This is a genomic window from Bacillus sp. IBL03825, assembly GCF_024712505.1.
Taxonomy (GTDB): Bacteria; Bacillota; Bacilli; order Bacillales; family Bacillaceae_G; genus Bacillus_A; species Bacillus_A wiedmannii.
Genome location: NZ_JAMXKE010000001.1, coordinates 5,331,057 through 5,355,371 on the forward strand (window position 1 = coordinate 5,331,057; position 24,315 = coordinate 5,355,371).

At 35.2% G+C, this 24,315-nt stretch carries 22 protein-coding genes and 4 tRNA genes; 5 read left to right on the forward strand and 21 right to left on the reverse strand.

The genetic code is table 11. The features are described from left to right. The first annotated feature begins 155 nt into the window (after window positions 1-155). Window positions 156-782 (forward strand): superoxide dismutase [Mn], encoded by a 627-nt coding sequence (gene sodA / locus NHG49_RS27465; protein WP_064476023.1) that lies wholly within the window; start codon window positions 156-158, stop codon window positions 780-782. A gap of 88 nt (window positions 783-870) precedes the next feature. On the opposite strand, the gene NHG49_RS27470 is transcribed toward sodA, so the two are convergent. Together NHG49_RS27470 and NHG49_RS27475 are read right to left on the reverse strand one after the other, a co-directional pair. Then, window positions 871-1,752: an NAD-dependent epimerase/dehydratase family protein gene (locus NHG49_RS27470; protein WP_081257330.1), complete on the reverse strand. Its 882-nt coding sequence runs from the start codon at window positions 1,750-1,752 to the stop codon at window positions 871-873. Between the two features lie 105 nt (window positions 1,753-1,857). Then, window positions 1,858-2,448 carry an AmiS/UreI family transporter gene (locus NHG49_RS27475; RefSeq protein ID WP_000542569.1) on the reverse strand — a complete coding sequence of 197 codons (591 nt, stop codon included), beginning with the start codon at window positions 2,446-2,448 and terminating at the stop codon, window positions 1,858-1,860. A gap of 425 nt (window positions 2,449-2,873) precedes the next feature. Here NHG49_RS27475 and NHG49_RS27480 point away from each other — a divergent pair, with 425 nt between their 5' ends. Next, window positions 2,874-3,275: a hypothetical protein gene (locus NHG49_RS27480; protein ID WP_064476022.1), complete on the forward strand. Its 402-nt coding sequence runs from the start codon at window positions 2,874-2,876 to the stop codon at window positions 3,273-3,275. Window positions 3,276-3,452: 177 nt separating this feature from the next. Here NHG49_RS27480 and galE read toward each other — a convergent pair whose 3' ends face one another. Together galE and trhA are read right to left on the reverse strand one after the other, a co-directional pair. Then, a complete protein-coding gene (galE, locus tag NHG49_RS27485; RefSeq protein ID WP_064476021.1) occupies window positions 3,453-4,469 on the reverse strand; it encodes a UDP-glucose 4-epimerase GalE in 1,017 nt (338 codons plus the stop codon). Window positions 4,470-4,689: 220 nt separating this feature from the next. Further along, window positions 4,690-5,337, reverse strand: coding sequence for a PAQR family membrane homeostasis protein TrhA (gene trhA, locus NHG49_RS27490; protein WP_000995376.1), 648 nt, complete (start codon window positions 5,335-5,337; stop codon window positions 4,690-4,692). A gap of 164 nt (window positions 5,338-5,501) precedes the next feature. Between trhA and NHG49_RS27495 the strand changes: the two genes are divergently transcribed. Continuing rightward, window positions 5,502-6,062 (forward strand): DUF1836 domain-containing protein, encoded by a 561-nt coding sequence (locus NHG49_RS27495; protein WP_064476020.1) that lies wholly within the window; start codon window positions 5,502-5,504, stop codon window positions 6,060-6,062. 42 nt (window positions 6,063-6,104) lie between these two features. Here the strand turns inward: NHG49_RS27495 and dbpA are convergent, their stop codons facing one another. Together dbpA and NHG49_RS27505 are read right to left on the reverse strand one after the other, a co-directional pair. Continuing rightward, window positions 6,105-7,550, reverse strand: coding sequence for an ATP-dependent RNA helicase DbpA (gene dbpA, locus NHG49_RS27500; protein WP_064476019.1), 1,446 nt, complete (start codon window positions 7,548-7,550; stop codon window positions 6,105-6,107). 187 nt (window positions 7,551-7,737) lie between these two features. Next, the gene (locus tag NHG49_RS27505; RefSeq protein WP_064476018.1) at window positions 7,738-8,769 is read right to left on the reverse strand and encodes an acyltransferase; all 1,032 of its coding nucleotides are present in this window, start codon (window positions 8,767-8,769) and stop codon (window positions 7,738-7,740) included. Between the two features lie 240 nt (window positions 8,770-9,009). Between NHG49_RS27505 and guaC the strand changes: the two genes are divergently transcribed. Beyond that, complete coding sequence (guaC, locus tag NHG49_RS27510) at window positions 9,010-9,993, forward strand: GMP reductase (protein ID WP_000432444.1); 984 nt, start codon at window positions 9,010-9,012, stop codon at window positions 9,991-9,993. 137 nt (window positions 9,994-10,130) lie between these two features. After that, window positions 10,131-11,948, forward strand: a complete 1,818-nt coding sequence (pepF, locus tag NHG49_RS27515) for an oligoendopeptidase F (protein WP_088047704.1) — start codon at window positions 10,131-10,133, stop codon at window positions 11,946-11,948. 37 nt (window positions 11,949-11,985) lie between these two features. On the opposite strand, the gene NHG49_RS27520 is transcribed toward pepF, so the two are convergent. From NHG49_RS27520 to dnaB, 15 genes are all read right to left on the reverse strand, one after another. Continuing rightward, the gene (locus tag NHG49_RS27520) at window positions 11,986-12,864 is read right to left on the reverse strand and encodes a radical SAM/SPASM domain-containing protein (RefSeq protein WP_000713629.1); all 879 of its coding nucleotides are present in this window, start codon (window positions 12,862-12,864) and stop codon (window positions 11,986-11,988) included. A gap of 182 nt (window positions 12,865-13,046) precedes the next feature. Then, window positions 13,047-13,526, reverse strand: a complete 480-nt coding sequence (gene rlmH, locus NHG49_RS27525; RefSeq protein WP_001027003.1) for a 23S rRNA (pseudouridine(1915)-N(3))-methyltransferase RlmH — start codon at window positions 13,524-13,526, stop codon at window positions 13,047-13,049. 59 nt (window positions 13,527-13,585) lie between these two features. Then, window positions 13,586-13,771, reverse strand: a complete 186-nt coding sequence (locus NHG49_RS27530; RefSeq protein WP_001052827.1) for a CxxH/CxxC protein — start codon at window positions 13,769-13,771, stop codon at window positions 13,586-13,588. Between the two features lie 53 nt (window positions 13,772-13,824). After that, window positions 13,825-15,000: a S1C family serine protease gene (locus NHG49_RS27535; protein ID WP_064476001.1), complete on the reverse strand. Its 1,176-nt coding sequence runs from the start codon at window positions 14,998-15,000 to the stop codon at window positions 13,825-13,827. 63 nt (window positions 15,001-15,063) lie between these two features. Then, window positions 15,064-15,858 (reverse strand): MBL fold metallo-hydrolase, encoded by a 795-nt coding sequence (locus NHG49_RS27540; protein WP_000522836.1) that lies wholly within the window; start codon window positions 15,856-15,858, stop codon window positions 15,064-15,066. Beyond that, entirely contained in the window at window positions 15,842-16,684 is an 843-nt protein-coding gene (locus NHG49_RS27545; protein WP_064476000.1) for a two-component system regulatory protein YycI, read from the reverse strand. The genes NHG49_RS27540 and NHG49_RS27545 overlap by 17 nt, the downstream gene beginning before the upstream one ends. After that, a complete protein-coding gene (locus NHG49_RS27550; RefSeq protein ID WP_088047703.1) occupies window positions 16,665-17,981 on the reverse strand; it encodes a YycH family regulatory protein in 1,317 nt (438 codons plus the stop codon). The genes NHG49_RS27545 and NHG49_RS27550 overlap by 20 nt, the downstream gene beginning before the upstream one ends. Further along, window positions 17,978-19,819: a cell wall metabolism sensor histidine kinase WalK gene (gene walK / locus NHG49_RS27555; RefSeq protein WP_064475998.1), complete on the reverse strand. Its 1,842-nt coding sequence runs from the start codon at window positions 19,817-19,819 to the stop codon at window positions 17,978-17,980. The genes NHG49_RS27550 and walK overlap by 4 nt, the downstream gene beginning before the upstream one ends. 3 nt (window positions 19,820-19,822) lie before the next feature. Continuing rightward, window positions 19,823-20,530 carry a cell wall metabolism DNA-binding response regulator WalR gene (gene walR / locus NHG49_RS27560; protein ID WP_000971866.1) on the reverse strand — a complete coding sequence of 236 codons (708 nt, stop codon included), beginning with the start codon at window positions 20,528-20,530 and terminating at the stop codon, window positions 19,823-19,825. Between the two features lie 385 nt (window positions 20,531-20,915). Then, window positions 20,916-20,988 (reverse strand) — tRNA-Phe (locus NHG49_RS27565). A gap of 41 nt (window positions 20,989-21,029) precedes the next feature. Continuing rightward, window positions 21,030-21,105: transfer RNA gene (locus NHG49_RS27570), tRNA-Asp, on the reverse strand. Window positions 21,106-21,127: 22 nt separating this feature from the next. Then, a tRNA-Glu gene (locus NHG49_RS27575) sits at window positions 21,128-21,199 on the reverse strand. Between the two features lie 13 nt (window positions 21,200-21,212). Beyond that, window positions 21,213-21,288 (reverse strand) — tRNA-Lys (locus tag NHG49_RS27580). A 141-nt stretch (window positions 21,289-21,429) separates the two neighbouring features. Then, window positions 21,430-22,719 (reverse strand): adenylosuccinate synthase, encoded by a 1,290-nt coding sequence (locus NHG49_RS27585; RefSeq protein WP_064475178.1) that lies wholly within the window; start codon window positions 22,717-22,719, stop codon window positions 21,430-21,432. 216 nt (window positions 22,720-22,935) lie between these two features. Then, entirely contained in the window at window positions 22,936-24,297 is a 1,362-nt protein-coding gene (dnaB, locus tag NHG49_RS27590) for a replicative DNA helicase (RefSeq protein WP_001286242.1), read from the reverse strand. Window positions 24,298-24,315: the final 18 nt, after the last annotated feature.

The window sequence follows — 24,315 nt, forward strand, 5'->3', positions numbered from 1 at the left end:
AGTCACAAATGAAAGTCGAAGTGTTACTTTTATTGTAATATTTTTCAGAAAATTAAAGAGATTACTATTGACTTGTATAAAAAATAGGTGTATTTTTGACTCAGGTAAATTGTTTTTACCTAGACCAACTTTTTAATAAGAAAGGAGGGAATGTTATGTCTTCATTTCAATTGCCAAAGCTTTCATATGACTATGATGAACTAGAGCCATATATCGATAGCAACACGCTTTCTATTCATCATGGAAAGCACCATGCAACATACGTAAATAACTTGAATGCCACTTTAGAAAACTATACGGAATTACATAATAAATCTTTAGAAGAGTTACTATGTAATTTAGAAACTTTACCAAAAGAAATTGTTACAGCTGTCAGAAATAACGGTGGTGGACATTATTGTCATAGTCTTTTTTGGGAATTAATGAGCCCGCGAGGTGGCGGTGAGCCTAATGGAGACGTTGCAAAAGTAATTGATTATTATTTCAATACCTTTGACAACTTAAAAGATCAACTTTCCAAAGCAGCTATTAGTCGTTTTGGAAGTGGCTATGGATGGCTTGTTCTGGACGGTGAGGAACTTTCCGTTATGAGTACACCCAATCAAGATACACCTTTGCAAGAAGGTAAAATTCCATTACTCGTCATCGATGTATGGGAACACGCCTATTATTTAAAGTATCAAAATCGGCGTCCAGAATTTGTTACCAACTGGTGGCATACGGTGAACTGGGACCGGGTAAATGAAAAGTATTTACAAGCAATTCAATCACAAACACATTAGTCGTGCGCATAAGGTAAATTTGGTAATGTAAAATTAGTATTGTCGAAATCCTCCAGAATCCCCCGGATTGCCACCGGGGGATTTATGATTATTTCATTGCATGTATGTAATACCGTAATACTTTTTCTATTTCTATTTTCAACTCCCGGAACCGGAATCCTAATTCACTAGCTTTTCCATTATGTAATGTACAATTAATCACTCCATTATAAGGCGCTACATTATCTCCTACTTCTTGAACGAGTGCTTTTATTCCTATATTTTCTTCTATGAAATGAATAACTTCTCGAGTAGAAACTACCCCATTGCTACAAGCATTAATTGGCCCTTCTATATCCGTCATCCCGCACCAAGCTAAAAATTCTCCTGCTTCTTTTTCATGTATAAATGACAACTCACCATCTAGATCATTCACGGCGACAGGTTCTTGCCTCACAATATGTTCAACGTAAAATTGTAACCTTTTCGTATAATCGTTTTCTCCAATAACAACTGGAAAACGTACTGCAACAACTGGGAATATTGCTTGTTGAAGTAAAACAGCTTCGGCTAATCGCTTGCCTTCACTATAAGTAAAGTCCTTCCTACTACCATATGTAATGGCATACTCGTACGGATTAAAGTTCTCTTCTAACAAGCCTATTGCTGGTTCGTAAACAGCCATTGAAGATGTCATAACGTATTTCTTCGTTTTTCCTTGTAACACTTCACATATTATCTTCGCTGCATTCGAGCTATAGCATAAATTATCGTATACGATATCATAACTTTTATCTTCTAGACGCTCTGCTAATTGTTTTTCATCTTCTCTATCTACAATCAGCCTTTTCACTGCACTACCGAAAGGATCTTCGGTAACCCCTCTCGTCGCAATTGTTACATCGTGTCCATCTTGCAAAAGTGCTTCTACTAAATGTTTACCAAAAAATCTTGTTCCCCCTAGCACCAATACTTTTTTCAACTTCATCATCCCCACTTTGATAAATTGTAAAATACTACCTCTCTATTATAAATGCTAATATAGAAAAAGCATGGAATTCGTTTAACGATTCCATGCCTTTCTACAGAAAATATATTAACGTACTCGATATTTATAAATACAATAACAGAAGTATAAAATAGAAATTACGGATACATAAACCCATAGTTCATATACGAATCCCTCTCCCCATACTCCCATAAAGTAAAAGAGTGAAGGCAACGTCAATGTTACCCATGATTGTACGAAGGCAATTCTTCCAAGATATTGATTGATATTCTTCTTTTGTGTATTTAATACAAAGAATAAATACCAAAGTAATGCCCACATAAACCACGTTAATGCATTAACAACATCGTGAAATTGAACAAATGAAACAACCATATAGAATAAAGCTATAATTGCTACCCAAATACAAAACCAACCTAAACCGCTACTATCCATTCCTTTTATAAAGGTAACACCTACATATAAATAGGTTAATCCAAATAAGAAAGTAGCTGCATATGAATACACTGTCCAATTGCTTTGGTCAGAAATCATGATCAAATAGAACGGAATAATAATTTGTAGTGCACCCACAAATAAATTAAAAACACCCGCACTTTTCATCTCTGCTTTCCCTAATATAACAAGACTATTTAAAAATAAAGCTGCACCCGAAAGTAATAATCCTACGTACCCCATATATCCTCATGTGAAAACCTTACATTTCCACACTGTACCCTCCCCGTCTTGTAAAAATTATATTATTCCTTATTCTCCTTCTTACTTACAACTACATACAAAGTTTTTTTGAAAACAAGTCAGACTTCCTACCTTAAAAAACAATAAAAAAAACCTTTTCATACATGTCATACAGTAATGATGTCAATCGAAATGTATCATATAATAAAAACGCTTTCAATAATACACAACTTAATTAAAAGCTAATAGGATTATTTGATTATAAACGCACTTTAACAATGATACAAGTATTAGAATACTCTTCCATATTACATTTTTTATTTCTATGAAAAGTTGATATAATAATGCATTTTCCCTATCTCCTTCTATCAATGATCTGCATAGAATGTTGTACAATCATATTAAATTAGAAAGGTCTGATATTTATGCCTCTTCATTATCCAAACCAATCTGTTATTCATTCAACAGGTGTATTAACAAGAGAGCCTGCAACAGTTTCAGCAGTAATAAATATTGTAAATTTAGATGCATATTACGCACACTATGTAAATATAGAAGTGTGGGATTGGTCTAACTATTCTAATCCTGTAAAATTACCTGTGCTCATTGGTGAAGATACAGTGGTAGAATTCCCATACCTTTTACAAGGTAACAACCTAGCAGTATTTTATGCTAATTTAGATGAAGCTATTAATTTGTATGAAATTCGTATTTCTTACCCCCCTCACTCCAATATTATTGCAAATTGTTTCGGAAGAAGCTTGCCGCCTTATACAAGCCAAGAAGGTAATACTGTATATCATAAACAACTTGTTCGCATTCATTAAGAGTTCTTTCCTCTATAGAACCAGTTGCTATTCAAATGCTATGGTCAGTAATATTTTATTACATTCGCTTTCCTAAATTGAACATATTACTGACCTCAAGCAACATAATAAAGAATACAATTTATTATATACATAACATATCCTACAAAATAATAAGAGAATGCTTTACTAACTACCTTAAATCATTTGATAGCCATTTTTATTATTTACCTGCCATCTCCAAGAATCTACACACATCTCTTCTAACCCATATTCCGCTTCCCATCCTAATTCTCGTTTCGCTTTAGATACATCAGCAAAACATACTGCTACATCACCAGGACGACGCCCTATCACTTTATAAGGTATTTTTTTACCTGAAACCTCCTCAAAAGCCTTTATCATCTCCAACACACTATACCCTTTACCTGTACCAAGATTATATGCCTCTATTCCTTTCGTCTCAAGTACTTTCTCAAGTGCCTTTACATGTCCTTTTGCAAGGTCAACAACGTGAATATAATCACGGACACCTGTCCCGTCTTTTGTTGGATAATCGTTTCCGAATATATTTAGTTCCTTTAACTTACCTACCGCCACCTGCGTTACATATGGCATTAAATTATTCGGAATCCCATTTGGATCTTCTCCAATACGACCACTTTTATGTGCTCCGAAGGGATTGAAATAACGGAGTAACGCAATACTCCATTCATCATCAGCTTTTGCTACATCACGCATAATCTGCTCAATCATTAGTTTTGTTTGCCCATACGGGTTTGTCACACTCAGCGGAAATTCTTCTGTAATCGGTGATGTTTTTGGAATTCCATATACAGTTGCAGATGAACTAAAAATAAATTTTTTAACATTATGTTTCTGCATCACATCACATAGTATGATTGTACTTATTATATTATTATAATAATACGTAAGTGGAATTGTAGTAGATTCCCCCACTGCTTTAAATCCAGCAAAATGTATAACCGCTTCAATGTTATTTTCCAAAAAAATCTCATTCATTTTTTCACGATTTAAAACACTTTCTTTATAAAATTCAAATTGTTTTCCTGTTATTTCTTTTACTCGATTTAAGGACTCGATTGAACTATTTGAAAGATTATCTACGACTATAATTTTATAATTATTATTTAATAATTCTATACACGTATGACTACCAATATATCCTGCTCCACCTGTTATAAGTATCGCCATATATAGTCCCCCACTTATTATTAATTATAAAATTTTATAACCTAAATACACATCTATCCTACCACAAAAGACTGATAATTTAGAATATTTATTTCAAATTATTATTTATATAAAAAAGAGCTGCATAACTTTTAAGTTATGCAGCTCTTCAACATACGTATGTGTTTATATCTTTTTTATTAATCAAGAAAAATAATAATCACTCGAAAATTTCATATTGTTAAATTACGTAGCAATATACACTTAAAAAGTGGGCAAGGCTTCCCAATAACACGAAAACGTGAAAAATTTCATGATGCCCCATATGTTTAAACTCTAACCACTTTGGCTTTGTTCCATAAATAAATCCACCGATTGTATAAAGAATGCCTCCAAGCACTAGAAGCACGATACCTCCTGCACTTAAGTTAGCAGCTAACGGTGCAAAGAACAGAACAATTAACCAGCCCATTGTAATATAAATTGCTGTTGATAACCATCTCGGGCAACTAAACCAAAACATTTTAAAAACAATACCACAAATGGCAGTTGCATAAACTAAACAAAATAATAATAAACCGTTTGCGGAATGTAATGTAATTAAACAAAATGGTGCATATGTACCTGCAATCAATATAAAAATCATAGAGTGATCAAGCTTCCGAAAGAAATAAATAACACGTTCACTGGCTACAACACTATGATATACAGCTGATGCTGTATACAGAACCATCATTCCGATGCCAAACAAAATAACAGCTGTAATTGCCGCAAAAGATGGCATCTTAATAGAAACTTTTACAAGCATAGCTAATAATGCAATAAATGATAATACAGCTCCTCCCAAGTGGGTAAAAGCATTAACCGGTTCTCTTACATAAGCATTCATATATACACCCCTCATATAATTACATGTAGTTTTTATAACTACATGTAATTATATACGCATTATTATTAGAGGTCAACATTTACAATTCATTTGTTTCGTAATACCATATTTAGAGATAAACTAAACATTATGCTCCACTAAGTTATAAAAGTGAGGGGTTCTACGTGGAAAATATAAATAAATTGCTTGAAACATTACATTTAGAAAAAAACATTACGCTTGAGGATATTCCAAATGTCGATTTGTATGTAGACCAGGTTGTCCAATTATTTGAAAATACTTATGCGGATACAACAAGAACCGATGATGAAAAAGTATTAACAAAAACAATGATTAACAATTACGCAAAAGGAAAACTGTTTATTCCAATCAAAAATAAAAAATACTCAAAAGAACATATGATTTTAATCAGCTTAATTTATCAATTAAAAGGAGCCCTTTCCATTAATGACATAAAAAGCTCCTTAGAAAATATAAATGAATCCTTATTAAACGATGATTCATTCGAATTAAATATACTATATAAAGATTATCTTTCTCTTACCGAAAACAACGTCGAAAGCTTTACACAAGACGTAAATAACCGTGTTTCAGAAGTAAGTGAAATTTCTTCCTTAGAAGATCCGAATCTAGAGAAATTTTTATTACTAACATCATTTGTGTCAATGAGTAATATGTATAGACGCTTAGCTGAGAAGTTGATTGATGATTTAAAAGAATCTTAAATAAAAAAACTATCCACCTGTTAAAGTGGATAGTTTTTTTGTTTACTTAATTGCCTCATGAACTTTTAATTGTTTACCTTTTATCGTTGTATTTCTCATAACCTTTAGAACAAGTGGTCCTTTTCCGTTTAATATTTCAACATACGAAACATTATCTTGTATTGTAATAATACCTATATCATCAGCAGAAACACCTTGAATTTTAGCAATTGTACCAACGAAATCTACCGCCCTAATTTTCTTTTTCTTTCCGCCATTAAAGTACAATTTCATAATTCCTTTGTTTAGGTCTGCATTTTTATCTTTCTTTATAATTGGTTTAGCATATATTTTTTCTTCAAATACTGCTTTCACTTTTATAACTTCTTCTTTTGAAGGTGCCAGTTCCTTTGGGATTTCAAATCCGATATATTCCTCAATCTCTTCTAAAAATCTATTTTCATAAGGCGTTATAAATGTAATAGCTTTTCCATTATTACCAGCTCGTCCCGTCCTTCCAGTACGGTGTACATAGCTTTCTTTTTCTAATGGAATATCGTAATTAATAACATGTGTAATATTATCAATATCAATTCCTCTCGCAGCTACATCAGTTGCTACTAAATAACGGAACTTTCCTTTTCTAAAATCATCCATAACTTCAAAACGATCTTCCTGCACCATACCACCGTGTATTTTGTCACAAGGATAATTAACTCGTTTTAGCTGTCTATATACATGGTCTACGTTTTCTTGTGTACGACAAAAAATAATGCAACTGTCTGGATTTTCAATCATAGTTACATCCTTAAGAAGTGAAAGCTTCTCTTCTTCCCTTACTTCAAAAAGGGTATGTTCAATTTTATCTGTTGTAATCCCAGCTGCTTTAATTTCAATATGAGTTGGTGCATTCATATATGTACGGGATAACTTTTCAACATCTTCCGGTAGGGTTGCTGAAAATAGCATTGTCATTCTTTTTGTAGGTAATTCATCAATAATGGCCTCTACTTGATCGATAAAGCCCATATTTAGCATTTCATCTGCTTCATCAATCACTAAATATTTCAATCGATCTAAGGAAAGGGTCCCTTTTTCAATATGATCCAACACACGTCCTGGGGTCCCCACTACAATATGCGTCTTTTGCTTTAACTCTAATTTTTGACGTGCAAATGGAGATTTACCATAAATTGCAGCAGCTTTAATTCTTTTGAATCGCCCTATATTCGTAATATCTTCTTTCACTTGAACAGCAAGTTCCCTCGTTGGTGTTAAAACTAATGCTTGTGGTTTATTCTCTTCCCACTCTACCATTTCACAAAGTGGTATTCCGAACGAAGCCGTTTTTCCACTTCCCGTTTGCGACTTTACAACAAGATCCTTCTTTTGCAATGCAACTGGAATAACCTCTCCTTGCACTTCTGTCGGATGCTCATATCCTAAACCAGTAAGTGCTCGTCTTACTTCTTTACTTAATGCATAATTACTAAAGCTTTTTTCACTCATATATTAACCTCATTTGATTTTATATTTAAACTATTATGTTCTTCATACCTCACTTTAGACTATAGTAAGATACTATATTAATCCACTGTTTTCAATTCGTTTCAACCTAAATTTATCTAAGTATAATTTTAAAATAGGAAAGGGCAGCCTTAATAATAAGTCTGCCCTATCTATACTATATTCATTTTTACGGAACCAATTTTTTCACGACTGGTATTCTTTGTAATACTAACGTAATTACCAGACTAAGAACAATTGCAATCGTTACATTAATAGGTATTGCCAATATTGCATGTACACGTTCATTTACTTTTGGGAAAACCATGTACAACAAGTTATTTAATAAGAAGAAGTGAAGAATATAGATTCCAAGGCTTGCTTGATTTATAAAACGGAATAACAATGGTAATTCTCGTTCTGATTTTTGGAAAGCATATTTGAAAAATATAAATAATCCAATCGCCATCAATACAACACCTGGCGCAAAATATCCGTACCAAAACTGGTCTAACTGTCCATTTGCTTTTACTGTATAGTAATATGTAATAAAGAATGTGCTAATAAATCCTACAAGTCCTCCAATATAAGAGATATTTCTCCATTTTTTCGAAATATCGTAATTGGATAAATAATAACCAAGTAAGAAATACCCTACATAGTTTGTAACGTAAAATAATTCAATATTAAAGTTGATAGGATAATAATATTTCGCTAAATTGACTACTACAGATGCATATATCCATAAAATTAAAAAGTATTCTATCTCTCTTTTTTTAGCATTCTTCACAAAGATTTTCAGTAGCGGGGTAATTAAATATATCCCTACAATCATGTATAAGAACCATAAATGTCCCCCAATAGTATCCGTTAAAAAGTGCTTTATTCCTTGCTTTAAAGATGCCGGGAAATATCCTGCATATGCTCCATATGCATAAAATATAGCGCTCCAAGCTACAAAAGGTATAATTACTTTACTTGCACGCTTCTGTAAAAATTCCCCGACTGAAATATCTTTTGTCCCCTTTAACAATAACGCTCCACTAATCATTACAAAAATCGGAACACTCGCACGTGAAATCGATTCAAACAAGTTACCAGCCATCCAGCGTGATACGTTATTTGCATCTAACATAGAAACATAACCAGCAGAAACGTGAATTGTAACCACTGCGATTGTTGCTAATACACGCAACCAATCCATATATACTAAGCGCTTCATTAGCACCCCTCCTAAATTTACCTCTTTAACTTTTATTTCCCAAACATAATTTTACATCAAATAATACTATGTTTAAACACATTTTAATTACATGAACTTACAACATACGTAGTTAAACCTTAATTTTTAAATATAAACATGAAAACCTTTGACTTATGAGTGAAAATAATGTAAATTATCTTTTGGACGAACATTTTTAAACAAAACAAATAAAATATTCGTATTTTAGGGGTGTAAATGATGGAAAACGTATTCGACTATGAAGATATTCAATTAATTCCTGCAAAATGTATTGTAAACAGCCGCTCTGAATGTGATACAACTGTCACTTTAGGTAAACATAAATTTAAATTACCTGTCGTACCTGCGAATATGCAAACGATTATTGATGAAAGAATTGCAACTTATTTAGCTGAAAACAATTACTTCTATATCATGCATCGTTTCCAACCAGAGAAACGTATCTCATTCATTAGAGATATGCAATCACGTGGATTAATCGCTTCTATTAGCGTTGGTGTAAAAGAGGACGAGTATGAATTCGTACAACAATTAGCTGCTGAGCAACTTACACCTGAATACATCACGATTGATATTGCACACGGACATTCTAATGCTGTAATCAACATGATTCAACATATTAAAAAGCATTTACCAGAAAGCTTCGTTATCGCTGGAAACGTTGGAACTCCAGAAGCGGTAAGAGAATTAGAAAACGCTGGTGCTGACGCAACAAAAGTCGGTATTGGACCTGGTAAAGTTTGTATTACTAAAATTAAAACAGGCTTTGGAACTGGCGGTTGGCAACTAGCTGCACTTCGCTGGTGTGCAAAAGCTGCAAGTAAGCCAATTATCGCTGACGGTGGTATTCGTACACACGGCGACGTAGCTAAATCTATTCGATTTGGAGCGACTATGGTTATGATCGGTTCTCTATTTGCTGGTCATGAAGAGTCTCCAGGGGAAACAATCGAAAAAGACGGCAAACTTTATAAAGAGTACTTCGGTTCAGCTTCTGAATTCCAAAAAGGCGAGAAGAAAAACGTTGAAGGTAAGAAAATGTTCGTTGAGCATAAAGGTTCTTTAGAAGACACTTTAATCGAAATGGAACAAGATCTTCAATCTTCTATCTCTTACGCTGGTGGAACAAAATTAGACTCAATTCGTACTGTAGATTATGTAGTCGTGAAAAACTCTATTTTCAACGGGGATAAAGTATATTAATTTTTAAATTTAACTCGAAGGACAAGCGTTTTTATGCTTGTCCTTCTTTTTCATGTATAAAAATGTAAAATATTTTCATTTTACTGAATTTTCTAGTATCATGTTTTTAGATACTTATAATAAGGGGGATATAACAAATGAAACACGTAATTGAGAAACGCCATATTCGCGCAGAAGTCCCTACTGAACTAACATGGGACCTCTCTGATTTATTCGAATCTGATAAAGATTGGGAAACTGCATCACGTGTATTAACAAACGATATAAAAAAACTGGATGCGTTTAAAGGACAATTACATACTAGCGCCACTACCTTCTTACATTGCCTACTTTTAGAAGAAGAGCTTTTAATGGCGTTAACAAAACTATACTCCTATGCAAATTTAAAAGAATCCACTGATCGTACAAATCCAATTATTCAAGCGAACTCTTCCAAAATTGCTGCTTTATGGACGAAAGTACATACCGCACTGTCCTTTATCCATAATGAAATCCTCTCATTCGACGAAGGAACAATTGAAAAATATTTAGCTGAAGAAACAAAACTCGAACCTTTCCGTAAATCATTACTAGACATACTACAAAAAAGGCCGCACACGCTCTCTCCTGAAACAGAAGAAGCTCTTGCTGCACTTGGCGAAGTACATAGTTCCCCATACAAAATTTACGGTATGACTAAATTAGCCGATATGGATTTTACCTCCATACAAGACGAAAAAGGAAATGAACTCCCTGTATCATTTTCATTATTTGAAAGCAAATATGAGTTCTCTCCAAGCGTAGACATACGCAGAAAAGCATACTCATCATTTGTTTCCACCTTAAAGCGATATAAAAATACAATGGCAACAACATATGCTACTGAAGTAAAAAAACAAGTAACCCTCTCTCGTTTACGCAAATTTGAATCTGTTACTCATATGCTTTTAGAACCTCAACAAGTTCCACTTGAAATGTATAACAATCAACTTGATATTATTTATAAAGAATTAGCGCCTCATATGCGCCGTTTTGCAGGTTTAAAAAAGAAAGTATTAGGACTCGATCAAATGCTGTTCTGCGACTTACATGCACCTTTAGATCCCGAATTTAATCCAACCATCACATACAAGGAGGCTGGTAAATTAATCCAATATTCTTTAAAGGTATTAGGCGATGAATATAGTTCCATTATCCAAAAAGGATTCCAAGAAAGATGGGTTGATCTTGCAGATAACGTAGGAAAATCAACCGGAGCATTTTGTTCAAGCCCATATGGTTCTCATCCATACATTTTAATTACATGGCAAAATACGATGCGTGGATGCTTCACATTAGCCCATGAATTTGGGCATGCTGGTCATTTTTATTTAGCAAATAAAAACCAGCGTATTATGAATGTACGTCCATCTATGTACTTTGTTGAAGCGCCATCTACCATGAATGAATTACTATTAGCCCAGCATTTATTAGCGACTACTGACGATAAGAGAATGCGCAGATGGGTGATTCTGCAACTACTTGGCACATATTATCATAACTTTGTTACTCACTTACTTGAGGGAGAATATCAAAGAAGAGTATATACGCTAGCAGAAGAAGGAGAAGCACTTACAGCTACAACTTTAACTGAAATAAAAACAGATGTACTTTCGACATTCTGGGGAAATTCGGTAGAAATTGACGAAGATGCTGGCTTAACTTGGATGCGTCAACCTCATTACTATATGGGCTTATATTCTTACACCTATTCCGCAGGCCTCACTGCATCTACTGCGGTAGCTCAAATGATTAAAGAGGAAGGACAACCTGCCGTTGATCGCTGGTTAGATGTACTTCGCGCTGGTGGTACGATGAAACCACTTGAATTAATGAAACATGCCGGAGTCGATATGTCAAAACCAGATGCAATACGTAAAGCTGTTTCTTACGTCGGTTCCTTAATTGATGAATTGGAACGTTCTTATCAAGAATAAAAAATAAGCCCTCGCTTTATGAGGGCTTGTTTCATATTTATTTTCCAAATCTTTTACGGTATCCACATTTCCTACATAGCTCTTCGACTGCAACTCTTTTAGAAAATCCATCGACAATGTTTGTTGCTCTTTCACCTTCTATAATGTTAGAAAATGAGTCATTATTAATATTCCCAAGGTTAATAATCCCTTCACCATCTAAACAACAAGGAATAACCGTTCCGTTCGCTAAAATACCTGCTTGATTTCGAAGACCATGACAGAATCCTTTTCCGTCATCCTCTTCTTCATGTAATGCCGGCCACTGGAATTCATAGTCTTGATTAATAAAGACACGTTCCGCAATTTTTATACCTTTTCCTGGTGTAAGCTTCTCTTCGATTTGATAAGATAGACCAAACTCATTTTCAATGATAGATAATAAATCTCTATTTTTCTGGATTTCAGCATTCGTTTTATTATCCTGAGTTAAATTCCATAATCTAAGTGAAACAATTAAATCCGATTGACTTGTCGCCTCTCTAATAAAGGAAAGTATACTTCTTACATAACCTTCTTTATCTTGCGAACCTGGATGTCCATCAAAACTGTGCAATGAAAAATTCATTTGTCTTAACGCAGGTTTATTTAACAGTCTATGCCTTCTCTTATTAATTAACGTTCCGTTCGTTGTAATATTAACTTTAAACCCTTTTTCATGGCTTAAATCTAACAATTGATCTATTTTTGGATGGAGCAATGGCTCACCCTTCACGTGCAAATAAATGTAGTCTGTGTGAGGTTTAATTTGGTCTAATCTTTTCGCAAAATCCTCCACAGAAATGAACTGCTTCTGCCTTTCCGTCGGCGGACAAAAGCTGCACGCAAGATTACATACACTCGTAATCTCCAAGTAAAACTTTTTAAACTTCTTCACCTTTAATTCCTCACTTCTATGACTACTTATACTTTTTTCCTCTTCATATTACATCACACTTTTTTAGAAATAGAAACATACTTATTTTAGGAAACCTTCGTACTACCTATTAATGTTTAAAAGACCATCGGTGGTTTTTGTCCAATGGTCTTTTTTACTCTTTTTAAATACAAAAAGTAATTTTATTTATGATACGGTTCCCCACGATTAATACGAAATGCTCTATACACTTGCTCAAGCAATACTAATCGCATTAATTGGTGTGGTAATGTCATCTTTGAAAAAGAAAGAGATTCATTTGAACGCTTCATTACTTCTGAACTTAGTCCAAGTGATCCTCCAATTACAAAAGCAACTTTACTCTTTCCATATGTAGCAAGACGATCTAAGCTTACTGCAAATTCTTCTGATGATTTTTGTTTTCCTTCTATTGCTAACGCAATGACATGCGTATCGTCAGAAATTTTATCCAGTATACGTATACCTTCTTTTTCTTTTACAATTAACATTTCTGCTTCACTTAAATTTTCTGGCGCCTTTTCATCTGGCAATTCAATTACTTCTACTTTTGCGTATGCAGATAATCGTTTTAAGTATTCTGCTATACCTTGTTTTAAATATTTTTCTTTTAATTTCCCAATTGAAATAATCGAGATATTCACACTCATTCCCCACCTTACAAACATGTTATCCACATAACTTATCCACATATCCACAATTGTTACCCACATATTGTGTGAGAATCTGTGTTCGATACAACATATGTCGCCTCGTTTTGACAAAATTCACATGTTTTTTTCTCTTTTTCCGAGTTATCCACATTGTTGATAACTGGTGCAACTTCACACTCATCCACAATAATATCTAAAGCCAATTCAACATGTTCTAAACAACAAGGTAAATTCATATTCTTCACCTCACTTTTCTACAATAGAAAACAGGAGGTAGGCCCTCCTGTTTTTAATACTTTTGAATGCCTAGTTTAACCGTTGTTGTTGCTCGTTTTGTACCACGATAAAACGTAAGAGTCATTTTATCATTAATTTTTTTATCATATAAGGCCGTACGGAATCCGATAATATCGCGAACCGGTTTTCCATCTACTGCTACAATCACATCGTGTTCTCGTAAACCAGCATCTATACCTGGCGAAGGACTTTTCACATCTAAAATGCAAACTCCCTCTGTTACATTACCTGGTAAATGCAATGTTTTTGACCAATGATAGTTTGGAATCTCATTTAACGATCTAAGTTCAATTCCAACATACGGTCTCCTTACTTTTCCATACTTCTCTAATTCATTCATAATTGGAACAGCTCTAGTAACTGGAATAGCTAGTCCAATTCCTTCTACTTCTTTTGCTGCAATTTTCATTGAGTTAATGCCAATTAATTGGCCTGCGGCATTTACAAGCGCACCACCACTATTACCTGGATTAATTGCTGCGTCTGTTTGCAATACTTCTACTTGCCAATCGTAATGTCCATCTTGATCCAAATCTACAGGAACAATACGTTCCTTAGCCGAAATAATGCCTTGTGTGACAGTTCCAGAAAATTGCAGCCCGAGTGGGTTTCCAATCGCAATGACCGGTTCTCCTCTACGAACAGTATTAGAGTCGCCAATCTCAATTATTTTTTTCACATGCTTTGCATCTATTTCTAGTACAGCTAAATCTGTGACTATATCGGTTCCTAATACTTTCCCAGGAACCTTCTTACCGTCACTTAAACTTACTTCAATACGATTTGCTCCAGCAACAACATGATTATTCGTTACGATATAAGCTTGGCCATCTGTCTTTTTATAAATTACACCCGATCCTGTACCAGCTTCTGAATCTGCCTCTGAAAAATTATCTCGTTGAATATTAATAACACCAACAACAGCTTCAGACGCACGATCAACAGCATCAACGAAGCTAATCTGTTTAATTCCTTGAGCTTCGGCCATATTACTTCCACTTGCTTCAGCTTGTGGAAGCGCGCCCGCATCATTCGCAAATAAAGGAGCTCCAAATGCAAATAACGAAGCTCCTACAATTGTTCCTGCTATACTAGAAATAACAATACCTTTATGCTTCTTTTTTCTTGCACGTTTCATACGGTAATTTTCTTCATCAATAAAGGACATATTTGTTCACCTATCTTCCTGAAAACAACTATATTCACCTTTATTGTTTACTAAAATGAAGAATTATACGTATTGAATTTTTGTAGGCATTTTCGGATCTGTGTCGTGAATTTCAAAAGCTTCTCCCACTCCAAATCCTTTTTCCTCTAGTACTTGTGATACTGACATACGTGCTAGTTCTTTCATGTTATTATCTAAACTTAAATGGGCTAAATAAATATGTTTTGTCTCATCTGTAATTACATCCGCCATTGCTAATGCAGCGTCCTCATTACAAACGTGCCCTACATCACTTAAAATACGTCGCTTAATACTCCATGGATAACGTCCCATACGAAGCATTTCCACGTCATGATTACTTTCAAACACGAAAGCATTAGCCCCCTTAATAACACCTTTCATACGGTCACTCACGTATCCCGTATCTGTAATAAGGGCTAACTTTCTATTATTGTTGTGAAAAGCATAGAACATCGGCTCTGCCGCATCATGAGAAACCCCAAATGACTCGACCTCAATATCACCGAATGTTTTCACATCCCCAACTGAGAAAATGAACTTTTGCTCAGTTGGGATATTTCCTATTAAGTGTTCCATTGCATTCCATGTTTTCTCATTTGCATAAACAGGCAAATCATATTTACGTGCCAATACACCTAATCCTTTAATATGATCACTATGTTCATGTGTTACAAGAATACCCGATACATCATTTATATTTAGTTCTGCCTGTTTAAATAAAGCCTCTGTTGCTTTACCACTTAAACCTGCATCGACGAGTAATTTCTTCTCATCTGTTCCTACATATAGCATATTCCCTGTACTTCCACTTGCAAGTACGCTAAAATGCAACCCCATTCTTTCTCACTCCAGTATGTTCATCAACCACTTGATTTTCCCTTTCCCCTAATTCCATAACTTGTCCTTCAATTGCATTTACAAAGAAGTCCTGCTTCTGCTCCGTTTTTAAGTTCCATGTTGGAGCAAGTACTTGGTTATTAGAAGTAGATGCGGTAAGGTTGGCATAACCAATTTGTGCTTCTTTTACATGTGTATTCCCATGAACTTTATTTTTTAAATACAGATTTTCTAAAGCCGTTTGGGCAGTAATAATTTCTTGCTGTTTCGTTTTTTCACTTTCGCCCATTTCTTTTAAATCAGTTAGCATCGTCTGCGTGTACGACACCATTTCATTTTTTTCATTTAATTCCACAACAATCATTGCCTGATCGTTATAGAAAATAGGCTTATCTTTATATTTTTGGAAGAAGTAAATTTTAGAGTCTTTCATCGCTCCAAACTCATACTTTTGTCCATCCAATACATAGTTCTTTAAAAAATCACTATACTTATCTTTGGATAATGATTTTGTATTTAAAAAGGGCTCTTTTAGCTTACTTTCTATCTTGTACATATTTTGTATATGCGCCGTTTGACTCTTTAAAGACTGTACATCTTCTTCTTTAAATGCCTTATTTTCCGCCCTAATAAATGCCTCTTTTTTCGGTTCTTTAGGGAAATTACCCATAGTAATTTTGTTTGCTTTTAATTCTTGATCTATCTTTGTTTCTGCAATAAGCTCCAATTGATTACTATCTTGCTTTTGAATGAATTGAAAAATGAGAAAGAGGTCCAAAACAAAAAAGGTCACAATAAATATGGTTTTAATCCGATCCCAATCCATTTAGTCCTCCCTCACTCCACTCATATATTTTTTGTTTACCAGCTTCATCTTCAACAAACTTTACATACCAAATTGGCTGTAGTCGAGCTACTTGCCCATCTAGTGATAATTTGTATCCAATACCAATGTCTTTAATAAATCTTTTATCTACCGCGGCATTATTTTCTAAAGATGCTATTACAACGTGACCTGATGGAAGAGTAACCTTCTGTTCTATACCTTTCGTATTTAAAGACAACAATGGTCTTTCATATTCCATTACTTCTTCTGATCCCCATACTTGTCTCAATTCAGCTAATCCATCTGTATTAAATACGGAATATCCATCTTCATGTAAACGAAATACGGTCTGTCCTTTATTCATATAGTCCAAACGATATGAATCCAAACTCCCGCTGTGGCCATTTACAAAATCAAAGCTTTTTTGTAAAAGCATTAAATTATCTGGCGTTTTCTCATTTGAAACAGAAGAGTTTTTATACTTTAGCATATGATGATCATTTTCAATCTCCATAGACCTAATACCATCTGTAAATGTTTCTTTCGATTTCTCGGTAATAGGGCTTAAATAACGCGGGTCACTAAATAGAGCATTCTTAAATGTATCAACCGCTAAATTAGATGAAATATATGTTATATTACTTAATTCCGTCGTTCCATCTGATAAAAATATCTTTTTCGTATCATTAATTTGATAATCAAAATAAGGTTTCGCTGATACTATAAATTGATTTTGTGCGTTTACAATATCTTTTAAATACACACCACTTAATTTTGCTTCATATATTCTAGAGTTATCACCATCAGAAACAAAATTAACTTTAATTTCTTGATCCCTACTTCTAGAAGGGTCAAGAATAATTCGATTAAAATGTTTAGGCTTATCTATACTTTTTTCTTTCATATTAAACATAGATTTAACGGCATCAAATGGGATATTGGTAGGAAAAACAAGTTCAATTTTCCCTTCACCATGCACATAAGAAAGGAAATCAGCTTTAGCAATCGATATCTCTTTGAAACCATGTAATTCCCCTGCTTCCAAAGTTTTATAGATTGATTCTATATCTCCCTCTCTTTCACTCCCGTAATGATTTTGATCTTTATGCGCGATGATAGAAGTAGGGCGTACAACATCAGCAATTTTAGTTTGAGTAGTTCCTTCATTCCCCTGTACAAATTTTGCGTTTTGCATAGACGTGGAATCTGGCACATACGTCCATAAGTTAAAAGTAAGAAATAGGCTAATTACAACTAAATTAATTAAAACTATCGTTTTAACATTTTCCATGCTCATTCCCAATCGTCCTCTTCATCCGCTGCCATTGGCAATGTGAAATAAATAGTTGTCCCTTTTCCTTCCTCACTCTTCGCCCAAATTGAGCCACCATGTGCCTCAATCATTTCCTTCGCAATTGCTAATCCAAGTCCTGTACCACCCATTTGTCTTGAACGTGCTTTATCTACGCGATAAAAACGTTCAAAGATTTTATCGACGTTCTCTTTCGGAATACCCATTCCTTGGTCACTTACACTAATCTCTAATAATTCACCGCGATCACGTAAGCGATATGTTACTGTTCCACCTTCTGGTGAATACTTTAATGCATTCGAAATAATGTTATACAATACTTGCGTAATTTTATCCGTATCCATATCAATAAATCGAGATTTTTTAGAGAAAGATCGTTTGAAACTTACGTTTTGCTCTTTAGACATTTCAAAACGATCAATAATGTTATTAAAGAAGTCAGTAAAGTCGACCCATTCTTTCATTAAACGATGTTCTGTACTATCAAGTTTAGATAGTTGTAATAACGCATTTACAAGTCTAATCATTCTTTCTGTTTCTTCTTGTGTAACGGTTAAAAATTGCGGTGCAATATTCGGATCTTGCCACGCACCGTCCGTAAGTGCCTCTAAGTAACTGCGCATCGTTGTTAATGGCGTTCTTAATTCATGAGAAACGTTTGCCACAAACTCGCGGCGTTCCCTTTCTATACGCTCCTGCTCAGTTACATCATATAATACGGCAATCAAGCCATTTGCTTTCCCTGTCTCTTTTTGAATAACAGAGAAACTAGCACGTAAAATATATGGCTCATTTCTCGTACTAAAATCTAATAAAACAGAATCAGGCTCTTCGTATAAATGATCGAGCGTAAATTCTTCTTGTATCCCTAATACTTCTAAAACAGATTGATCGAGCGCCGTTTCACGCGAAACATTTAGCATCTTTTCCGCAGGGTCATTTAATAAAATAATGTCCCCTTTTCGGTCAGTAGCAATGACTCCATCTGTCATATGTGATAGAACGGATGACAATTTACGTCTTTCACTCTCCGTTGAAGAACGAGCTTGTTGTAATTTTTTGGATAAATTATTGAAAGATAATGCTAATTGTCCAATTTCATCATGGCTATGCACTTTTACTTTTCTCGAATAGTTTCCTTTTGCCATTTCAATCGCTTGTCTTCGCATATCTGAGATTGGCCTCGTAATCGTTTGAGCTAACAAAATTCCAAGTACAGCCGTTACGAGTAATGCAATAACGGTTCCAGTCGCAAAAATTTGATTAATATCCTTCATCTGTTTATAAACATCTTCCATAGATGCAACAATGTAAATAGCACCAAGTGCATCTTTTCCGTTGTCATCTAGAATAGGAGTAAGCATAACTTGTACACGATGGCCTGTACGACCATCCTTCTCAATTTTTATTTCTGGTTTTTTTTGTACCAATACCCGCTGAACAGCTATATCAGTTGATGTTCTATTTACCTTGTTTTGCTTTGACTCATCTGAAATAGCAAGCAACTTTCTATTCGAATCAAATACACTTACCTCTTGGATATCTTTCTTTCGATCAGAGGCAAATTTTCGAATTGAAGTTTTAATCGTTTCATCTGTTGATTCTGTTTCTGCTTTTGTATGACTTTTTTTAAACTCTTGTTTCAAGTTATATGCTAATAAGTTCGTTTGCTGCGTTAAAGAATCTCTAAAGCCTTGTACAAGACTCTTTTCTAACTCCCTTACGAAATATACTCCAATAACTTGCATTGCTATTAATATTAATAGCATGTATATGAGTACAAATTTTAAATGAATAGATTGAAAAAAACCAACTTTCTTCATATACTATTCCTGCTCTGGGTCACGCAAGTAATACCCTACTCCACGTCTAGTTACAATTAAAGTGGGATGACTTGGATTATCTTCAATTTTTTCACGTAAACGACGCACTGTTACATCCACTGTACGTACATCTCCAAAATAGTCATAACCCCAAACTGTTTGTAATAAATGCTCACGAGTCATAACTTGTCCTAAATGTTTGGCTAAATAATGTAGTAGCTCAAATTCACGATGTGTAAGTTCAATATTTTCCTCACGTTTCGTTACACTATACGCATTTGAATTGATAACGATTGGTCCAATAACCATTTCCGTATTTTCTTCTTTTTCTGCAGCACCACCTTGTTGATGGCGACGTAAATTCGCCTTCACACGAGCAAGTAATTCCCTCGTACTAAATGGCTTTGTTACATAATCATCTGCTCCAAGCTCAAGCCCTAATACTTTATCAATTTCAGAGTCCTTTGCTGTAAGCATAATAATCGGCATTTCCGAGCTTTTACGTATTTCACGGCAAACCTCCAAGCCATCCTTACCTGGTAGCATAATATCTAATAAAACCATATCTGGCTGCTCTTCATTCGCTTTTTCAATCGCTTCATCACCATCATGCGCCATTACAATTTCAAAACCTTCTTTTTCTAGGTTGAACTTCAAAATATCCGCAATCGGCTTTTCATCATCAACTACTAAAATTTTCTTTCCCATCATCGTCTATTTCCTCCTTATAAAGTGAAACTTTAATCGGGCATTTACGTGCAGTTGATCTCGCACCTAACTTCTTTACCTTCGTTGAATTTTGGGGTGGGTCTTACTGCCCGTTAATGCGGGGTAAAAATATGGTCAATATCCCTAAACACATTGATGTCTACATAGTATGTCCCTATATGGCCGCATCTTTTGCTTAAGTACTTTCTCCTCTATTCTCACAGACTCATGTATGATCCACTTTTACACGGAATCCTATACGATCTATAGAAAAACCTCTAGCTTCAACTGCTAGAGGCTTCTCATTCTATTTTAAAATAACTACTCACTTTTGTAAAATTACACAAATAAAAAGGATATTAAGTGGGCCCACTTAATATCCTGAGAGTGGCTCGGGACGGAATCGAACCGCCGACACGAGGATTTTCAGTCCTCTGCTCTACCGACTGAGCTACCGAGCCAAAACTATATATAAAACCACTAATGGTGGTATAAACAAAAGTGGCGGTCCCGACCGGGGTCGAACCGGCGATCTCCTGCGTGACAGGCAGGCATGTTAACCACTACACCACGGGACCAAAAATGAACATAAAAAAAACATGACCCGTACGGGATTCGAACCCGTGTTACCGCCGTGAAAGGGCGGTGTCTTAACCACTTGACCAACGGGCCACGAAAAATAAAATGGTGAGCCATGAAGGATTCGAACCTTCGACCCTCTGATTAAAAGTCAGATGCTCTACCAACTGAGCTAATGGCTCATACTCACCAACGTCATATTTTCGTGACGACAAGATGTATCATAACATGTTTTATTTGTTTTTTGCAATACCTTTTTTTATTTTTTTATAAAAGATAAGAAAAAACTCATGCGGACATGAGTTTTTTCTCAAAAATATCAATTAAGCTTCGTATACGTTACGAACGATATTTGTTTGGTTACGATCTGGTCCAACTGAGAACATAGATAATTGAATTCCTGTTAAATCAGAAACACGTTCTACGTATTTTCGTGCATTTTCAGGAAGCTCGTCTAATGATTTTACACCAGTAATATCTTCTGTCCAACCTGGAAGTTCTTCGTATACAGGCTCACATTTCGCTAAAATGTTTAAGTTTGCTGGAACTTCATCGATAACTTCGCCATTGTATTTGTAAGCAACGCAAATTTTAAGAGTCGGAATACCTGTTAGAACGTCGATAGAATTTAATGATAAATCTGTTAAACCACTAACACGACGTGCATGTCTTACAACAACGCTATCGAACCAGCCTACGCGGCGTGGACGACCAGTTGTCGTTCCGTACTCACGACCAACTTCACGAATTTGATGACCAATTTCATCATGAAGCTCCGTAGGGAACGGACCATCACCTACGCGGCTTGTATATGCTTTACACACACCTACAACGCGAGTAACTTTCGCAGGGCCAACTCCAGTTCCAACTGTTACACCACCAGCAATCGGGTTAGAAGATGTAACGAACGGATACGTACCGTGGTCGATATCAAGCATAACACCTTGTGCACCTTCAAATAATACACGGTGATTGTTATCTAGTGCATCATTTAGTACAACAGATGTATCACATACATATTGCGCGATTTGTTGTCCGTACTCGAAGTACTCTTCGAAGATTTCTTCTACACTGAAACCTTCTGTATCGTACATTTTTTCAAATAAACGATTTTTTTCTACTAAATTGCGCTCAAGCTTTTCTTTAAATGCTTCACGGTCTAAAAGATCAGCCATACGAATACCAATACGAGCAGCTTTATCCATATATGCAGGACCGATACCTTTTTTCGTTGTACCGATTTTGTTATCACCTTTACTTGCTTCTTCTAACTCATCTTGTTTTAAGTGATAAGGTAAAATAACGTGCGCACGGTTACTTACACGTAAATTATCAGTACTTACACCACGATCGTGTAAGTATTTTAACTCTTCAAGTAATGCTTTCGGATCTACTACTAAGCCATTTCCGATTACACAAATTTTCTCTTTATAGAAAATACCAGATGGAATTAAGTGTAATTTATATTTAACTCCGCCGAAAACAATTGTATGTCCCGCGTTATTTCCACCTTGATATCTTGCAACTACTTCCGCATGCTCAGAAAGAAAATCAGTGATTTTACCTTTTCCTTCGTCGCCCCATTGTGTTCCTACAACTACTACTGAAGACATTATTAAAGCACCTCCGCGATTTTCAAACGATCTATTCAAACAATATAATTGTACCAAAACCGAAAAAGAAGTCAACCAAAAAGCGAACATTTTTTTATTAAAAAACATTTTCGTTCGTAAGAATTATATTTTCACATTATGAAAGCCTTATCTTTCCTATAAAAAAAAAAGAAACACATCTTATTATAAGAAATGCGTTTCTTTTTTATACTCTCTTTATGCAGGCGGCGCATGTCCATCCTCGAAGCGACGTTCTAAGTTAACGAACTTATTGAACTCTTTAACGAATGCGAGCTCTACTGAGCCTACGGGACCGTTACGCTGCTTTGCAATAATAATTTCAATCGTATTTTTATTTTCCGTTTCCCGGTCATAGTAATCTTCACGATATAAGAAAGCTACAATATCGGCATCCTGCTCGATACTTCCTGATTCACGAATGTCAGACATCATCGGACGTTTATCTTGACGAGATTCTACCCCACGAGATAACTGTGACAAGGCAATAACAGGCACTTGCAATTCACGCGCAATCCCTTTTAATGTACGAGAAATCTCAGATACTTCCTGCTGACGGTTTTCTCCTGATTTCCCGCTTCCTTGAATAAGCTGTAAATAGTCAATCAAAACCATCCCAAGACCTTGTTCTTGCTTTAATCTACGGCATTTCGCTCGAATCTCATTTACTTTAATCCCTGGTGTATCATCAATATAGATACCAGCATTAGAAAGGCTACCCATCGCCATTGTTAATTTTGCCCAATCATCAGAAGTTAATGAACCGGTACGCAGTCTTTGCGCATCAATATTCCCTTCTGCACAAAGCATACGCATAACAAGCTGATCAGAGCCCATCTCTAGACTAAAAATCGCTACATTTTCATCAGTTTTCGTCGCTACGTTTTGTGCGATATTTAATGAAAATGCGGTTTTCCCTACTGATGGACGTGCCGCTACGATAATTAAATCATTTCGCTGGAAACCTGCGGTCATCTTATCTAATTCTGTAAATCCAGTTGGTATCCCAGTAACTTCACCTTTTTGATTATGCAAAAGTTCAATTTTATCGTAAGCATCTACAAGAACATCTTTAATGTTTTGGAATGCTTTTGCATTCGTTTGGTGAGATACTTCTAATATTTTTTTCTCAGCCTCATTTAAAAGACCATCCACGTCATCTTCTCTCTCATACCCATCAGACACGATATGAGTTGCTGTTCGAATCAAACGACGTAATAGCGCTTTTTCAGCGATGATTCGTGCATAATATTCTACGTTAGCAGCGGTTGGAACAACTTCTGCTAATTCTGCTAAGTAAGAAACCCCACCAACTTCTTCTAATAATCCTTGATCAGCCATTGCTGACGTCATTATTACTAAGTCAATCGGCTCTCCTTTATCAGATAACCCAAGCATGACTTCAAAAATCTTTTGATGTTTCGTTCGATAAAATGAGTCAGGTACCAATAGTTCCGATGCTGATGTTAACGCATCTTGATCAATTAATATGGCCCCTAAAACCGCCTGCTCAGCCTCTATATTATGTGGAGGGGTACGATCAGCCATTACATCACTCATACGCAATCCTCCTTGCTT

What these genes read in the sequence shown, in the direction of transcription:
- pepF (WP_088047704.1), top strand. Translation starts at nt 10,131, where the DNA reads ATGAAACACGTAATTGAGAAACGCCATATTCGCGCAGAAGTCCCTACT.
- NHG49_RS27480 (WP_064476022.1), top strand. Translation starts at nt 2,874, where the DNA reads ATGCCTCTTCATTATCCAAACCAATCTGTTATTCATTCAACAGGTGTA.
- galE (WP_064476021.1), bottom strand. Translation starts at nt 4,469, where the DNA reads ATGGCGATACTTATAACAGGTGGAGCAGGATATATTGGTAGTCATACG.
- trhA (WP_000995376.1), bottom strand. Translation starts at nt 5,337, where the DNA reads ATGAATGCTTATGTAAGAGAACCGGTTAATGCTTTTACCCACTTGGGA.
- guaC (WP_000432444.1), top strand. Translation starts at nt 9,010, where the DNA reads ATGGAAAACGTATTCGACTATGAAGATATTCAATTAATTCCTGCAAAA.
- NHG49_RS27550 (WP_088047703.1), bottom strand. Translation starts at nt 17,981, where the DNA reads ATGAGCATGGAAAATGTTAAAACGATAGTTTTAATTAATTTAGTTGTA.
- walK (WP_064475998.1), bottom strand. Translation starts at nt 19,819, where the DNA reads ATGAAGAAAGTTGGTTTTTTTCAATCTATTCATTTAAAATTTGTACTC.
- NHG49_RS27585 (WP_064475178.1), bottom strand. Translation starts at nt 22,719, where the DNA reads ATGTCTTCAGTAGTAGTTGTAGGAACACAATGGGGCGACGAAGGAAAA.
- NHG49_RS27475 (WP_000542569.1), bottom strand. Translation starts at nt 2,448, where the DNA reads ATGGGGTACGTAGGATTATTACTTTCGGGTGCAGCTTTATTTTTAAAT.
- dnaB (WP_001286242.1), bottom strand. Translation starts at nt 24,297, where the DNA reads ATGAGTGATGTAATGGCTGATCGTACCCCTCCACATAATATAGAGGCT.
- NHG49_RS27470 (WP_081257330.1), bottom strand. Translation starts at nt 1,752, where the DNA reads ATGATGAAGTTGAAAAAAGTATTGGTGCTAGGGGGAACAAGATTTTTT.
- walR (WP_000971866.1), bottom strand. Translation starts at nt 20,530, where the DNA reads ATGATGGGAAAGAAAATTTTAGTAGTTGATGATGAAAAGCCGATTGCG.
- sodA (WP_064476023.1), top strand. Translation starts at nt 156, where the DNA reads ATGTCTTCATTTCAATTGCCAAAGCTTTCATATGACTATGATGAACTA.
- NHG49_RS27545 (WP_064476000.1), bottom strand. Translation starts at nt 16,684, where the DNA reads ATGGATTGGGATCGGATTAAAACCATATTTATTGTGACCTTTTTTGTT.
- NHG49_RS27540 (WP_000522836.1), bottom strand. Translation starts at nt 15,858, where the DNA reads ATGGGGTTGCATTTTAGCGTACTTGCAAGTGGAAGTACAGGGAATATG.
- NHG49_RS27535 (WP_064476001.1), bottom strand. Translation starts at nt 15,000, where the DNA reads ATGTCCTTTATTGATGAAGAAAATTACCGTATGAAACGTGCAAGAAAA.
- dbpA (WP_064476019.1), bottom strand. Translation starts at nt 7,550, where the DNA reads ATGAGTGAAAAAAGCTTTAGTAATTATGCATTAAGTAAAGAAGTAAGA.
- NHG49_RS27530 (WP_001052827.1), bottom strand. Translation starts at nt 13,771, where the DNA reads ATGAATTTACCTTGTTGTTTAGAACATGTTGAATTGGCTTTAGATATT.
- NHG49_RS27505 (WP_064476018.1), bottom strand. Translation starts at nt 8,769, where the DNA reads ATGAAGCGCTTAGTATATATGGATTGGTTGCGTGTATTAGCAACAATC.